At 63.6% G+C, this 14,556-nt stretch carries 10 protein-coding genes; 2 read left to right on the forward strand and 8 right to left on the reverse strand.

The window, feature by feature from the left end:
• Nucleotides 1-37 precede the first annotated feature (37 nt).
• Genes ACUXVA_RS29980 through ACUXVA_RS29990 form a run of 3 tightly spaced genes read right to left on the reverse strand, consistent with a single transcriptional unit; the run spans nucleotide 38 to nucleotide 5,255 of the window.
• A complete protein-coding gene (locus ACUXVA_RS29980) occupies nucleotides 38-3,103 on the reverse strand; it encodes an efflux RND transporter permease subunit (RefSeq protein WP_445489880.1) in 3,066 nt (1,021 codons plus the stop codon).
• The gene (locus tag ACUXVA_RS29985) at nucleotides 3,100-4,176 is read right to left on the reverse strand and encodes an efflux RND transporter periplasmic adaptor subunit (RefSeq protein WP_265082287.1); all 1,077 of its coding nucleotides are present in this window, start codon (nucleotides 4,174-4,176) and stop codon (nucleotides 3,100-3,102) included. Before ACUXVA_RS29985 ends, ACUXVA_RS29980 begins: the two co-directional genes overlap by 4 nt.
• Before the next feature lie 2 nt (nucleotides 4,177-4,178).
• Nucleotides 4,179-5,255, reverse strand: a complete 1,077-nt coding sequence (locus tag ACUXVA_RS29990) for an efflux RND transporter periplasmic adaptor subunit (RefSeq protein WP_445489883.1) — start codon at nucleotides 5,253-5,255, stop codon at nucleotides 4,179-4,181.
• 95 nt (nucleotides 5,256-5,350) lie between these two features.
• Here ACUXVA_RS29990 and ACUXVA_RS29995 point away from each other — a divergent pair, with 95 nt between their 5' ends.
• Complete coding sequence (locus ACUXVA_RS29995) at nucleotides 5,351-5,992, forward strand: TetR/AcrR family transcriptional regulator (protein WP_265082286.1); 642 nt, start codon at nucleotides 5,351-5,353, stop codon at nucleotides 5,990-5,992.
• 74 nt (nucleotides 5,993-6,066) lie between these two features.
• Complete coding sequence (locus tag ACUXVA_RS30000; protein WP_265082285.1) at nucleotides 6,067-7,179, forward strand: HoxN/HupN/NixA family nickel/cobalt transporter; 1,113 nt, start codon at nucleotides 6,067-6,069, stop codon at nucleotides 7,177-7,179.
• Between the two features lie 42 nt (nucleotides 7,180-7,221).
• Here ACUXVA_RS30000 and ACUXVA_RS30005 read toward each other — a convergent pair whose 3' ends face one another.
• Genes ACUXVA_RS30005 through ACUXVA_RS30025 form a run of 5 tightly spaced genes read right to left on the reverse strand, consistent with a single transcriptional unit; the run spans nucleotide 7,222 to nucleotide 13,970 of the window.
• On the reverse strand, nucleotides 7,222-8,526 hold the full coding sequence (locus ACUXVA_RS30005) for a TRAP transporter large permease (protein WP_445489886.1): 1,305 nt from the start codon (nucleotides 8,524-8,526) through the stop codon (nucleotides 7,222-7,224).
• 51 nt (nucleotides 8,527-8,577) lie between these two features.
• Entirely contained in the window at nucleotides 8,578-9,171 is a 594-nt protein-coding gene (locus ACUXVA_RS30010) for a TRAP transporter small permease subunit (RefSeq protein WP_265083603.1), read from the reverse strand.
• A gap of 10 nt (nucleotides 9,172-9,181) precedes the next feature.
• A complete protein-coding gene (locus ACUXVA_RS30015; RefSeq protein ID WP_265082284.1) occupies nucleotides 9,182-10,180 on the reverse strand; it encodes a TRAP transporter substrate-binding protein in 999 nt (332 codons plus the stop codon).
• A gap of 45 nt (nucleotides 10,181-10,225) precedes the next feature.
• Nucleotides 10,226-11,884 (reverse strand): hydantoinase B/oxoprolinase family protein, encoded by a 1,659-nt coding sequence (locus tag ACUXVA_RS30020; protein ID WP_265082283.1) that lies wholly within the window; start codon nucleotides 11,882-11,884, stop codon nucleotides 10,226-10,228.
• Nucleotide 11,885: 1 nt separating this feature from the next.
• The gene (locus ACUXVA_RS30025) at nucleotides 11,886-13,970 is read right to left on the reverse strand and encodes a hydantoinase/oxoprolinase family protein (protein ID WP_265082282.1); all 2,085 of its coding nucleotides are present in this window, start codon (nucleotides 13,968-13,970) and stop codon (nucleotides 11,886-11,888) included.
• Between the last annotated feature and the right edge of the window lie 586 nt (nucleotides 13,971-14,556).

The raw sequence follows: 14,556 nt of genomic DNA on the forward strand, positions 1-14,556 counted from the left end.
CATGCGAATGCTCTGGGGGACGGGACGGGGGCGAAGCTCAGTGGCCGTTCGGCGGCGTTTCTTCTTCAGGCCTCTTGATGCGAAACCAGGCCACATAAAGCGCGGGTAGGAACAGCAAAGTGAGGACGGTACCGACGACGATTCCACCCATCATGGCGTAGGCCATCGGCCCCCAAAACACTTCGCGGGCAATGGGTATCAGCGCCAGCGTTGCCGCCGCCGCGGTCAGCATGATCGGGCGCATGCGATGCTCTGTCGCCTCCATCACCGCCTCCCAAGGAGGACGGCCCTCCTCGCGCAAATGTTCTATCTGCACAATCAGGATCACCGAGTTGCGGATCAGGATGCCGATCAGCGCCAGCACGCCGAGAATGGCGACGAAGCCGAGCGGCGCGCCGCTCAGCAGCAGCGCCGCCACCACGCCGATCAGCGCCAGCGGCGCCACCGCAAACACCAGGAACAGGCGGTGGAAACTCTGCAACTGCAGCATTAGGATGGTGGCCATGGCGAACAGCATGATCGGCACGACGGCGACGATCGGCGCCTGGCTTTTGGCGCTCTCTTCGACGGCGCCGCCGGTCGCGACAGCATAGCCGACCGGCAACTTCGCCGTGAATGCGGCGAGCTGCGGCTTCATCTCCTCCACCACTGTGGCCGGCTGTACGGCATCGAGGATGCCGGCCTTCATGGTGATGGTCGGCTGGCGCGAGCGCCGCCAGATCGTCGGCTGCTCCAGTTCGTACCGGAACGTGGCCACCGCTGCCAATGGTACGGATGACCCGTTCGTTCCCGGCAGTTGCAGGTTGCGCAGCGTTTCCACCGAGCCGCGTTCGGAAGCGTTGGCGCGCGCCAGCACCTTCACCAGATAGATGTCGTCGCGCACCTGGGTCACGGAGGTGCCGTCGACCACGCCGTTCAGTGTCGAAGCGATGTCCTGAGAGGTGACGCCAAGCTGGCGCGCCTTGTCCTGCAGCACGTCGACCTTGACGACACGCTCCGGTTCCATCCAGTCGAAAACCACGTCGCCGAGATGCTTGTTGGCGCCGAGTACGCTCGCCAGTTGCTGGGCGAACTCGCGCACCTTGACGACCTCCGGCCCGCTCACCCGATACTGCACCGGCCGGCCGACCGGCGGTCCGATGTCGAGCAGCTTCACATAGGCGTCGGTGCCGGGAAACGTCTTCTTGAGATAGGCCTGCAACTGAACGCGCAGGCGATCGCGGACTTCGAGACCCTTGGTAACGATGATCACTTGGCCGAACGAGATGTCCGCCGGCTGCACGTCGAACGACAGCACGAAGCGCGGCGCTCCGGCGCCGACATAGGTCGACCAGTGATCGATGTCGGCGTTGCCCTTCAGCGCTTCCTGCTCGAACTGCGCCATCTGCGCGTTAGTCTCGGCAATCGAGGCATTCTGCGGCAAATTCCAGTCGACGATCAGTTCGTCGCGGTCCGACGAGGGAAAGAATTGCTGCTGCACCAGCCCCATGCCGCCCACCGACAGGGCGAACACAGCAACGGTGATGGCGATAGTCACCCAGCGCCAGCGCATGCTGAAGGCCAGCAGGCGGGAAAACGCCCGCGCAAAGCGCCCCTTCTCGGCGTGATGGTTGGGCAGCTTGTCCGGCAGCAGGGTGACGCCGAGCAGCGGCGTGAACAGCACGGCAACCACCCACGACACCACCAGCGACACTGCGATCACCACGAACAACGTGAAAGTGAACTCGCCCGCGGCGGAGTTGTTGAGCCCGATCGGTATGAAGCCGGCCACCGTGACCAGCGTCCCGGTCAGCATCGGGAACGCCGTCGAGGTGTACACATAGGTGGCGGCCTTGTGCAGGGTGTCGCCGACCTCCAGACGCGCCACCATCATTTCCACGGCGATCATCGCATCGTCGACCAGCAGACCGAGGGCGATGATCAACGCGCCCAGCGAAATCCGCTGCAGGGAGATCCCCGAATAGGCCATCACCAGGAAGGTGATTGCCAGCACCAGCGGGATCGAGATCGCCACAACCAGGCCTGCACGCATGCCGAGACTGAGGAAGCTGATCGCCAGCACGATGACGACGGCCTCGAACAATGCGCGCGTGAAGCCCGACACCGCGTGATCGACCACGAGCGGCTGGTCCGACACCAGATGGACGCCGACACCGATCGGCATATCGGCGACGATGCGGGTCATCTGCGCTTTCAGGGCTTCGCCGAATTCCAGCAGGTTGGCGCCGGCCTTCATGCCAATGGTCAGGCCGATCGCCGGCTCGCCGTTGTAGCGAAACAGCGAGGTCGGCGGATCGGCATAGCCGCGGCTAATCGTGGCAACGTCGGTGAGCGGAAAGAAACGATCGTTAACGCGCAGGTTGATGGTCTTGAGGCTTTCCTCGGAGGTGAACTGGCCACTTACGCGAACCGCAATGCGCTCCGGACCGGCCTGCAGCACGCCCGACGGCGCAATCGCATTCTGTGCCTGCAACGATGCCAGGATCGAGCGCGTGTCCAGGCCAAGGGCCGCGACCTTGCGCGTGGAGAATTCGAGGTAGATGACCTCGTCCTGTGCGCCGGTGATATCGACGCGGCCGACATTCGGCACCGTCAGCACCTTGGCACGGGCTTCCTCGACGCGGTCTCGCAATTGCCGCTGGCTCAGACCGTCGCTGGTGAAGGCGTAGATGTTGCCGTAGACGTCGCCGAAGCGGTCGTTGAAGGCGGGACCGACCACGCCCTGCGGGAAATCGCCTTTGATGTCGGCGATCATGTTGCGCACCCGCACCCAGGTCGGCTCGACGTCACGGGCCTTGGTGGTGGCAAGCAGATTGACGAAGATGGTGGTCTGGCCGGCGACGGTGAGGCTGCGGGTGAAATCCAGCGATTCCAGTTCCTCGAGCTTCTTCTCGATCCGCTCGGTGACCTGCAGGGTCATTTCCTGCGCCGATGCGCCCGGCCACTTCGCCTGAATCACCATGGTCTTGATGGTGAATGCCGGATCTTCTTCACGCCCCAGCTTGAGATACGAGAAGAAACCAGCCGCCATGAAGGCGATCATGAAGTACCAGACCAGCGAGCGGTGCTCGAGGGCCCAGTCAGACAGATTGAACGACTTCACAGTGCGCCTTCCTGACCAATGCGGACCTTCTGGCCTTCGGCCAGATGATGGACACCCGCGGTAACCACCCGCGCGCCGGCGGCGAGGCCCGCGGTCACGCGGACCCAGCCGTCGCCGTCGGGCCTGGACTGAACCTCGCGCGACGACACGGTGCCTGCGGCAGTGTCGACCAGCCAGATCCGTGTCTTGCCGTCCTTCGCGAGTATCGCCGAAGCTGGCACCCGCGGGCCGCGCTCCGGTGTGCCGGGGATCGTCGTCGTCACCGTGGTGCCGAGCCGGAATGCCTCCGGCGAATTCTCCAGCGTGATGCGGATGCGCCGGCTGCGCGTCACCGGATCGGCCTGCGGCGCGATCTCGCGCACCTTGCCCTGCGCGCTGATCGAGGGATCGAGCTGCAGCGCCACCGTGAATGGCATGCCGATCTTCAACCCGTTGGCCAGATCGTCGGAGACGTCGATGATCGCTTCGCGAATGTCCGGACGCGCGATGGTAACCACGGTCTGGCCGGGCGACACGACCTGCCCGACCTCGGCGCCGATCAGCGTGACCACGCCGCCGAAATCGGCCTTAAGCTGCGCGTAGCCAAGCTGCTCGCGCGCCTTGGTGAGATTGGCCTGGGCCCGCACCACCGCCGATTGCGCGGCCTGCCGCGCCTGTTCGATCGTATCGAAGCTGGCCTGGCTGGTGACGTTTTTCTCGAGCAGCGTGCGCTGACGCTCTTCGCTGCCGGCGGCGTTGGCGAACTGGGCCTGACTGTTGGACAGTTCCGCCGTCGCCATCCGCACCGCGAGCTCAAGGGCTGCCGGATCGATGGCCGCGAGTATCTGCCCCCGCTCGACGGTGTCGCCAATGTTGACCGGCCGGGCGATCAATCGTCCGAGCGTCCGGAAGCTGAAGTCGGTCTTGATCTTCGGCTCGATGGTACCGACGATGACCACATCGCCGGTCGCGGCGGATGAGACGATTGCCGACAGGACCGGGCGAACCGGAACCGGCGCGGCGGCCTCTTCCTTGCATCCGGCAAGCAACACGCAAAACGCAGCGGCAGCAATCAGGCGCATGGGTATCGACACGATCAGGCTCCTCCGCCGTCATAGGTCACGGTCTGGCCGGGCCGCAGCATCTTGCTGCCGTCGGTCACAACTCGCTCGCCCGGCTTCAGGCCACTGCGGATGACGAAGACTTCCTTCTCGTAGCTGTCCAAAACCACGGCTCTGAGCGACACCGTCTTGCTGGCAGGATCGACCACCCAGACAGCGGGCGCCTCGGCCAACACGGTCATCGCGCCAAAAGGCAACACGATACGCTGCACCGGGCTCCAGCTTCCCTCTCCAGTCACAACGCTACCCAGCGTCATCGCCGGCGGCGTGTTCTCGATGGCGACCTTGACGCGCACCGTAGCAGTCTTGGGATCGACGGTCGGCGCCACTTCGCGCACACGGCCGATCGCCTTGACGGTCGGATCGGCCACCAGACTCAGATTGACGACATTGGTTTCGGGTTGCCGGAACAGCACGGACTCGTAGACGTCGAACACCGCGTCGCGCGGACCGTCCTGCGCCAGCGTGAAGGCCGACTGTGCCGCCTGCGCAACCTGACCGACTTCGAGATTGCGCGCGGTGATGATGCCCCCGGCGCTTGCCCGCAACTCGGTATAGGTCAGGGCCTCCTTGGAGGTACCAAGCTGCGCCTTGGCGCTCTCGAGCGAGCCTTCCGCGGTCCGCAGCCCCTGCTGCGCCTGGTCGAACGAGGCCCGCGTGGTGAAGCCGCCGGCCAGCAGCGTCTGTTGCCGCTCGTAGGTCGCCGTGGCGACGCGCAGCTGGGACTCGGCCGAGGCGACTGCGGCAGTGGCGCCGTCGAGGTCGGCTTGCTGTTCGACCGGGTCGATCCGCGCCAACACGTCGCCAGCATTCACATGCATGCCGACATCGACCAGTCGGTCGGTGACGCGCCCGCTGACGCGGAACGACAGTTCGGCGCGAACCCGGGCCTGGATGTCGCCGGTCAGCGCGATCGACACCTGCCGCGCCTGCATCTGCACGACCTCGGTCTTAACGAAGGTCGCCGGACGCGGCGGTGCAGCCCGATCGTTGCATCCGGCGAGACTGCCGGCAGCAACAAGCAGGCATACGGCATGTGACAGGTGGGACATAAGGTTCGCCAAGTTGCCTTAAAGGAGCGCCCTGTTTATTATTGACTTACGCGAAAGTCAATAATAAACAGGGCGCCATAATAATGGTCAAAGACATGAATTCACCCGTCAAGCCGCGAGCCCGCCGCAAGGCGGAACGCCCCGCCGAAATCCTCGACGCCGCCTTCGAGGAATTCGTCGAACATGGCTACGCCGCCGCGCGACTCGAGGATGTCGCTAAGCGCGCCGGGGTGACCAAGGGCACGATCTATTTCTATTTCGAAACCAAGGAGCGCGTGTTCGACGAGATGATCCGCCACGTCTCCGGCTCGCTGTTTCCGCAACTCGACAGTTTTGTGGAGCAGCTCGACGGTTCGTATGCCGAACGCCTGCGCGCGCTGCTCGCCTTCGTATATGGACGAATCGGCGAGGATCGCATCGCACGCGAGACGCTGCGCTTCCTGATTTCCGAAGGAGCGCGGTTCCCGGACCTCGTCGACCGCCACTATGACGAGTTCATGCGGCCGGTGATCTTGCAATGCCAAGCGCTGATCGAAGCGGGCGTCGCAGCCGGCCAATTTCGAAACTCGCCGGCAACCAGGTTTATTGAGCTGATCCTGAGCCCGGCGCTGCTGCTCAACGTATGGTCGCTGCTGTTTCAAGAGCGCCGCAAGATCGATTTCGCAGCATTCGTCGCGGCCAATTTCGACCTGCTCATGAATGGACTCGCGACGCCCCCGCAATCGCGCGGCGGCTGATCCACGACGGCGGCTGTTGACCCGCAGTATGAGTTCTCGATATATTCGTCATACCTTCTGGTATGGAATGCGCGATGGCGACAAGGTCCACGACGACGTCCGCCGCGCTGACGCCGTCGACATCAACTCTCCCGCTTGCAACCCGCTTTGCCCGGAGGGCATCCGGTCCGGTAATCCTCCTGTTTGCTGTGCTGATCGCGGCGAACATCGCCGCATGGCTGTGGGCGCTGGCGATTTTTCGGGACCGTCCCGCCCTGCTGGGCACGGCATTGCTGGCCTGGGTGTTCGGACTGCGCCATGCCGTGGATGCCGACCACATTGCCGCGATCGATAACGTCGTGCGCAAGCTGATGCAGCAGGGCAAACGCCCGGTCACGGTCGGGCTGTTCTTCTCGCTCGGACATTCCACCGTGGTGTTCGCCGCCGTGGTGCTGCTGGTCGCAACGGCCGCCGCGATGAAAGACGACCTCGCCACGTTCCGGAGCTACAGCGGCGCGATCGGGATTTCCGTCTCGGCGATCTTCCTGCTGCTGATCGCCATCTTCAACCTGTTCATTCTGCGCTCGGTCTGGCGCGCGTTCCGCGCCGCGCGCAACGGAACGATCGCCGCTGCCGACGACGATACAGCGCTCCCGACCGGCATCATCGGCCGGATTTTTCGTCCGCTATTCCGGGTGGTGACCAAGAGCTGGCACATGTACGGCATCGGGTTGCTGTTCGGCCTCGGCTTCGACACCGCCACGGAGATCGGCCTGCTGAGCTTTGCCGGCACGGAGGCCGTCAACGGCGTGTCGCCGTGGCATATGCTGGTTTTTCCGGCGCTGTTTACCGCCGGCATGGCGCTGGTCGACACCGCGGACAGCGCGCTGATGGTGGGCGCCTACGGCTGGGCATTCGTCAAGCCGATCCGCAAGCTGTGGTACAACCTGACGATCACCGCCGTGTCCGTCGCAGTCGCGCTGCTGATCGGCAGCATCGAGGCCCTCTCGGTGATATCCGAAAAGCTTGAACTGAGCGGCGGACTGTTTGACCGAATCAGCGCAATCAATCGCGACCTCGCCGATTTCGGCTTTGTCATCGTCGGCGTTTTCATCGGCGCCTGGATTCTGTCGGCGACGATTTACTGGCTGAAGGGCTATGACCGGATCGGCGCGACCGCAGAGCCGGCGACGCCGACGCTGGGTTGAACAGGGTCTCAGTCACCGACCGGCAGGCGCGCTCGCCGATCCCTATCCGTAGAGCATTCTCGGCAGGATGGTGACGATCCCCGGAAACAGCGTCAACAACAGCACGAAGCCGATCATGATGAGCAGATAGGGCATCGTCACGCGGGCGATGTAGGACAGTCCGTCATCGGTGAGACCCTGGATGACGAACAGGTTGAAGCCGACAGGCGGGGTAATCTGCGCCATCTCCACCGCGATCACCAGGAAAATGCCGAACCAGATCTCATCGAAGCCGGCGCCCTTCACGATCGGCAGCACGATCGGCAGCGTCATCACGATCATCGAGAAGCCATCGAGGAAGCAGCCGAGCACCAGGTAGAAGATAATCAGCACGACGATCAGCATGAACGGTGACAGGCCGAGACCCTTGACGAACGCGGCCACCGATTGCGGAATGCCGAGGAAGGCGGCGGCATTGCCGAGGATCGAGGCGCCGAGCACGATCAACGCGATCATCGAGCAGGTGACCACTGAACCGATGATCACGTCGCGCATCACCTGCTGCGTCATCGATCCCTGCGCCCAGGCGACGAGGGCCGCGCCGAGTACGCCGACCGCAGCCGCTTCCGACGGCGTCGCAAGGCCGCCATACATCGAACCGAGCACGCAGGCGATCAGGAACAGCGCCGGCGCCAGATCCTTGAGGGCGGCGAAACGTTCGCGCCAGGGCACTTGCGACAGCATCGCCTCGGACTCCGGCACCAGGGTCTTGTCGAGGGTGGTGTGCAGCATCACCCAGCCCATGAAGGTCGCCGCCAGCAGCAGGCCCGGCAACACGCCGGCGGTAAACAGTTTCAGGATCGAGACGTCGCCGAGTACGCCATAGATGATCATGATGTTCGACGGGGGAATCAGAAAGCCCAGCGTGCCCGCCCCGGCGAGCGAGCCGATCGCAATATCCCTCGAATAGCCCCGGCGCAGCAGTTCGTTGAGCGACATCCGGCCGATCACCTGTGTGGTCGCGGCTGACGAGCCGGAAATCGCAGCAAAGATCGTGCAGCCGATCACGTTGACATGCAGCAGCCGTCCCGGCAGCAGTCCCGCCCACGGTGCCAGCCCCTGAAAGAGCGATCGCGACAGCCGGGTGCGAAACAGCAGTTCGCCCATCAGGATGAACAGCGGCAGCGCCAGGAGCTCCTGCGTGGTCAGGATGTTCCAGGCATATTGCGGAAGCAGCTTGTCGAGCGGGATCGAGCGAAACATCGCCAGCAACAAGGTCGCAGTGAGAGCAAGCGTAAGCCCGATCCACAGCCCCCCCGCCAGTAGCGCGAACAGGATGGCGAACAGGCTGACGACTTCGATTGTCATGGAAATTGTCTTCCGGAGCGGGAGTGGTGCTGGCAGTGATTGCCTGCCCGTTCATTCAACGGGCGTGGCCTTCATGCTGTGATCTTCGAGTGGCAGACCGAGCGTCGCCTGGATGGCCCGCGCCAGGAACTGCAGCGTCAGCAGCAGCATCCCGAAGGTGACGACGGCTTGGGGAAACCACAACGGCGTATCGCTTGACGTCGACAACTGCCCGCGCGTGAAGGCACCCCAGGCGAACTTGACCATCGCCCATGTCATAAATGCCATGAAGGCAAAACCCGCGAGCGCCGAAAGAACCTCGAGCGCGCGGCGGATCGGCGCCGGTGCGTTCTTCAGCAGGATTACCACGCGAATATGGCCGCCGACACGGAGCGTCATTGCGGCGCCGAACGTGAAAGATGCGGCCATTAGGTAGGAGGAATACTCCCAGGCAATCGAGATCGTCGGCGGGAAGAACGGCAGGAAATTCGACAGGAAGCGTGTCGCGACCTCGGCCAGCATGAGCAGCGTGAGCATTACCAGGCAGCCGCCGCCGATCCAGCCATCGAGCCGGCCGAGCCGATCGATCCCGTCGAGCAGGATCCGCAACGGCGCTGGCGCCGCTGCGTTGAGGCTGTCCGGAGCAGCCGGTAAGACAGTCGCCACGGCCATGCTCCTAGCGTTTCAATTCGGCGAGATAGGCCCGTACCGGCTTGTCTGCCGCAGGCACGCGCTTCAGAAACGCGTCGAGCAGTGGCGCGGTTCGCGCTCGTACGTCCGTCATCATCGAGGCAGACACCGGCACTTCCTCCATACCGCCATCCTTGAGGCGTTTGAGGCTGTCGATGTCGGCCTTTAGCGAATTCGCCCAGAACCCCGCCTCCATCTTCGCCGCGATATCAGCGACCAGCTTCTGCTGATCCGGGCTGAGAGCCTTCCAGGATTCGAGATTGACGGTCAGCATCTGCGACGACCAGACATGGTTGGTCGGATAGACGTATTTCAGGAACTCCCAAAACTTGCCGTCGACGCCCGAAACTGCCGAAGTCGAAACCCCGGCGACCGCCCCCGACGCAAGCGCGGGAATCGTCTCGCCCCAGGGAATCATGACCGCGCCCATGCCGAGCGCATTCAGCATGTCGACGCCGTTCTTGTCCGGCGCGCGGATCTTGATGTTCTTCAATCCATCGACACCCGCCACCTTGACCTTGAGGTGAAGATACTGCGTCGGCCACGGCACGATATAGAGGATCTTCTGATTGTTGCGGGCGGCGATGCTGTCGTATTCCGGCCGAACATACTTATGCAGGATCTTCAATTCGTCGACGTTGCCGACGAGAAACGGAATGCTTTCCACGCCCATGAAGGGCTCATCACCGACCTGCTGGATATTGAGCACGTCAGCGAGCGGGACGAGACCGTCGCGCACGGCGCGCAAATGTTCGGGCCCCTTGAAGCCGAGCTGACCGCCGGCCTTCACGGTGATGTTGACGGCGCCGTTTGTCTGCTTTTTGACCTCTTCGGCGAACGCCATCGCATTCTGGGTATGAAAATTGGAATCGGGCCATACCGTCGACATGTCCCAGTTCGTCGGCGCCGCCATCGCGCGCGTTGAGAGGTGGCCGGCGGCGAGCATCGTCACCGCTCCCGTCGTGAAGGTCCGCCGTGTAATCATGTCGTCATCTCCGTTTCTCGAAATGAAGCGCAAGGCCGGCAGGGTTCATCCCGCAGAACCGTAGATCGCATCTGCATTCTCGCGCGACACCAGGCCACTTTCGACATCGGCACGCACAGCGGCGGACGCCCGCTCGCTGGGGGCGCCGATCCCGGCGCCGCCAGGTGTCAGCACCACCAGCCGATCCTCGGGAGGCACGGTTTGAAAACCCTTGCCGCGCAGCTTCTGCCCGGACTTCAATCCGACATAACCGGCCTGGCCGTCATGGCCTCCGTCGCGGCCGCGCGGCGGATGATCGATGCGGTCGAACGCGGCGAGAATGTCGAACGGCGCATCGACGCCGCTGCCCACTTCGATGATCTGGCCAAGGCCGCCACGCGTGCGTCCTGCGCCGCCGGAATCCGGGCGCAGCTCCTTGCGCCAAAAGATCAGCGGCGTCTGGGTCTCCGCAATCTCGACCGGCGTGCCGCGCACGCCGCTGGGATAGGCGGTGGCCGACAGCCCGTCTTTGGCGAACCGCGCGCCGGTGCCGCCGTTGCTGGTCACTGCCATGGAGAATCCGTAGTTGCCGCCAGCGCCGCTGCGCGTCTGGCCGCGCACATTGAGATTCCACAGGCACGACGTGCCTTCGGCCGGCACCCGCTCGGGAATGATCTGCTTCAGGCAGCCGAACACCACGTCGGGCAGCATCTGGCCGATGACATGACGCGATGCCACCGGGGCGGGTTTTGGGGCGTTCAGGATCGAGCCGGCAGGCGCCGCCACGGTGAGTGGCAGCAACGAGCCGGCATTGTTCGGAATTTGCGATGCCACGACGCAGCCGAGGCCGAACACCGTATAGGCCGTGGTGTAGGACAGCGGCACGTTGATGCCGAACTTCGATGCCGGCGATGTACCGGAAAAGTCGACGTGAATGCCTTCATGCGAAATCGTCAGCGTGGCCGCCAGCGTCACCGGCTCATCATAGCCGTCGACGACCATGCTGTTATGCCAGGTGCCCTTCGGCAGTTTGGCAACCTCGGCAAGAACCGCTTCGCGCGAGCGGTCACAGATATAATCGCCCAGTTCATCGAGCGCGTCGATCTCGAATTCGCGCATCATCTCGACAAGGCGCTGACAGCCGACGTCGTTACAGCCGGCGAGCGAATAGGTGTCGCCCTCGGTGTCGATGGGCAACCGTGTGTTGCTGCGGATCATCGCCATCAGCGTCTCATTGACCACACCCTGATCGACCAGTTTCAGCATGGGGATATAGAGCCCCTCCATGAAAACGTCGGTGGCGTCGGGTCCGAAGCCGATGCCGCCGATGTCCATCAGGTGACTGGTGCAGGAGAACAGCGCCACCGGTCTGCCGTCCTTGAAGCACGGCGTGGTGACGACGAAATCGTTGAGATGGCCGGTCCCCATCCACGGGTCGTTGGTAATGTAGGCATCGCCTTCCTTCATCGTCTCGATCGGGAAGTGGGCGATGAAATGCTTGACCGACTCGGCCATGGAATTGACGTGGCCTGGCGTGCCGGTAACGGCCTGCGCCAGCATCCGGCCCTTGACGTCGAACACCCCCGCTGAAAGGTCGCCGCATTCGCGCACGATCGGACTAAAGGCGGTTCGCAGCAGCACCTGCGCCTGTTCCTCGACCACCGCGATCAGCCGGTGCCACATGATCTGCAGGTTGATCAGCTTCGTGCCCTGGACTTCGCTCATGTTACGCTGCCTTCCGTTCCATAACGATGCTGCCGGCGCCGTCGATATGGGCGTTGAAGCTCGTCGACACGAATGTCGAGGTTTCATCCTCCGCGATGACGGCCGGTCCCGCGATGGTGGCGCCGGGATCCATCTGGTTGCGGTTGTACAGCGGGATGTCGATGACCTGTCCCACCCGCCCGTCGAAGAACTTTCGGCTGCCCACGGCGATGCCGGCCGGCTTGCGCGCGACATCGGCGACCCGCGGCGGATTGCGTGGTTCGGTGGTGGCCAGCACCGACCAGGTCAACACCTCGATCGCGGCGCCCGGAATGGCGCGCTCGAACAATGCCGCATAATTCGATTCGAACGTCAGACGCAGCTCGGCGAAATCCGCCACAGTCAGTCGCCGGTTGGGCAGCTTGGCGACGATCTCGTGGCCTTGACCGACATAGCGCATGAAGGCCGCGCGCCGTTCTAGCACCGCTGCGCCAGCCGCGCCGGGCTCCACCAAAGCGCGCGCCTCCGTCGCCATCTCCTGCAGAAGATCGGAAATCGCCTCGGCATCGAAGTCGTCGAGGCGCGCGGGACGGCTTCGCACCAGTTCATAAGCGATCGGCGCCGCGAGGAATCCCACCGCCGAACCCACGCCAGCGTTCGAGGGCACGATGACGCGCGAGATGCCTATCTTCTCGGCAACGCGCGCCGCATGCAGCGGCGCAGCGCCACCGAAGGCGATCAGGGTGTGCTGGCCGACCACGACGCCCCGCTCCACCGCATGCACGCGCGCCGCACTCGCCATATTCTCGCACACGACCTCATGCACGGCGTAAGCGGCGGTTTCCGCCGTCAGCCCCAGCGGTTCGCCGATGGCGCGCAGCAGGGCTTGCTTCGAAAGCTCAGGATCAAGTTTGATCGTACCGCCGGCAAAGGCATCAGGATCGATCTTGCCGAGCGCCACATCGGCATCGGTCACCGCAGGCTGCAAACCGCCGCGGCCATAGCAGGCGGGTCCCGGTTCGGACGACGCACTTTCGGGTCCGACGGTAACGCGTTTCAACGCATCCACCCGGGCGATCGAGCCGCCGCCTGCGCCGATTTCCACCATCTCGATGACCGGAATACGCAGCGGCAGACCGGAGCCTTTCAGGAAGCGCGCCGCGCGATCAACTTCGAACACCCGCGAGGTCTCTGGTTGGAATTTCTCGATCAGGCAAATTTTTGCCGTGGTACCGCCCATATCGAACGACAGGACTTTGGCTTCGCCAAGACGCGCCGCAATCTGCGACGCAAAGATCGCGCCGCCGGCGGGGCCGGATTCCACCAGCCGCACAGGAAAGCGCTGCGCCGTCTCGATCGAGGTGACGCCCCCGCCCGAGGTCACCAGATAGATGGCGCCGCGAAACTGCTCGACCTGCAGCGCCTCGGCCATCCGCGTCAGATAGCCGTCGATCAGCGGCTGAACATAGGCATTGGCCACGGCGGTCGAGGTGCGTTCGTATTCGCGGATTTCTGGACACACCGCCGACGACAGGGTCATCCACACGTGCGGCAATTCTTCTTTCAGGATCGCCGCGGCACGCCGCTCATGCTCGGGATTGGCATAAGAATGCAGAAAGGCGAAGGCGACGCTTTCCACATTCAGCGCGCGCAGGGCTGGGGCGAGTGCGCGCACCGCGGCCTCGTCGAGCGGCAACCGGACCGCACCGTACGCGTCTATGCGCTCCGGCACCGTAAAGCGCAGCGACCGCGGCGCCAGCGGTTTCGGCTTGTCGATGGAAAGATCGTACTGATCGTAACGGCTCTCGGTGCCGATATCGAGCACGTCGCGGAAACCCTGCGTCGCGACGAGCGCCGTCTTGGCGCCACGACGCTCGATAATGGCATTGGTCGCGAGCGTCGTTCCATGAATGAAAACGTCGATGTCACTGATGTGCGCGCGCGCGTCAGCCAGAATGAGACGCATCCCGTCCAGCACCGCCTCCTCGGGCCGCGACGGCGTCGTCAGCAGCTTGCGCGTCCTGCGATCCGGGCCCACATCGAGCACGATATCAGTGAAAGTGCCGCCGATATCAACGGCAAGCCGAACTTCGGCTCCCTGAAACATTGCTTGATCTCCGAGCCGCGAACTGAGTGAGCTGTACAGCTGAACAACAGTTCAGCAATTTCCATGCCATCGCGTACGAGCGGAGAAATTGGCTGCGCCATTAACTTGCTTGGCCCTTGCAGCCCGGAAGTTCTGCGAACCTGCGCTTCACCTTTGCAGCGAAGCGAGAGAGGCGCATAAGCGCACCGCTGAATTTTGCGCCATCCTCACGAGAAACGCGCGCCGGCCATCGGCGCAACGCTTGCCTCGCGATTGCGCATAGCTCGAACGCCACGTCGTACACGTCAGCCGCAATGTCCGTCAGCACCACGATCATGATTGCAACACCGCAACAACTCCTGGTTGGCTCGCGGCCGGCGAAGATCGTGACGATAGCTGTTCAGCGCGTCACGTGCATCCATCAGTTGCCGAGGGCTGTCGCGTCGAGACCGAATGCTGTCTCAGGAGGGTTATTCTGTCGCGGCACCGCACCCGCTCATAACGCCACACATATTGCGTTAGAAGATCGAGACCAGCCGGCCCGTTCTCCGAAGAACACGGCGCAGTCTGCGCCCTCATGGCGCCTCCATCGGACACCTCTCTAACG

Source organism: Rhodopseudomonas sp. RCAM05734 (genome assembly GCF_052658035.1).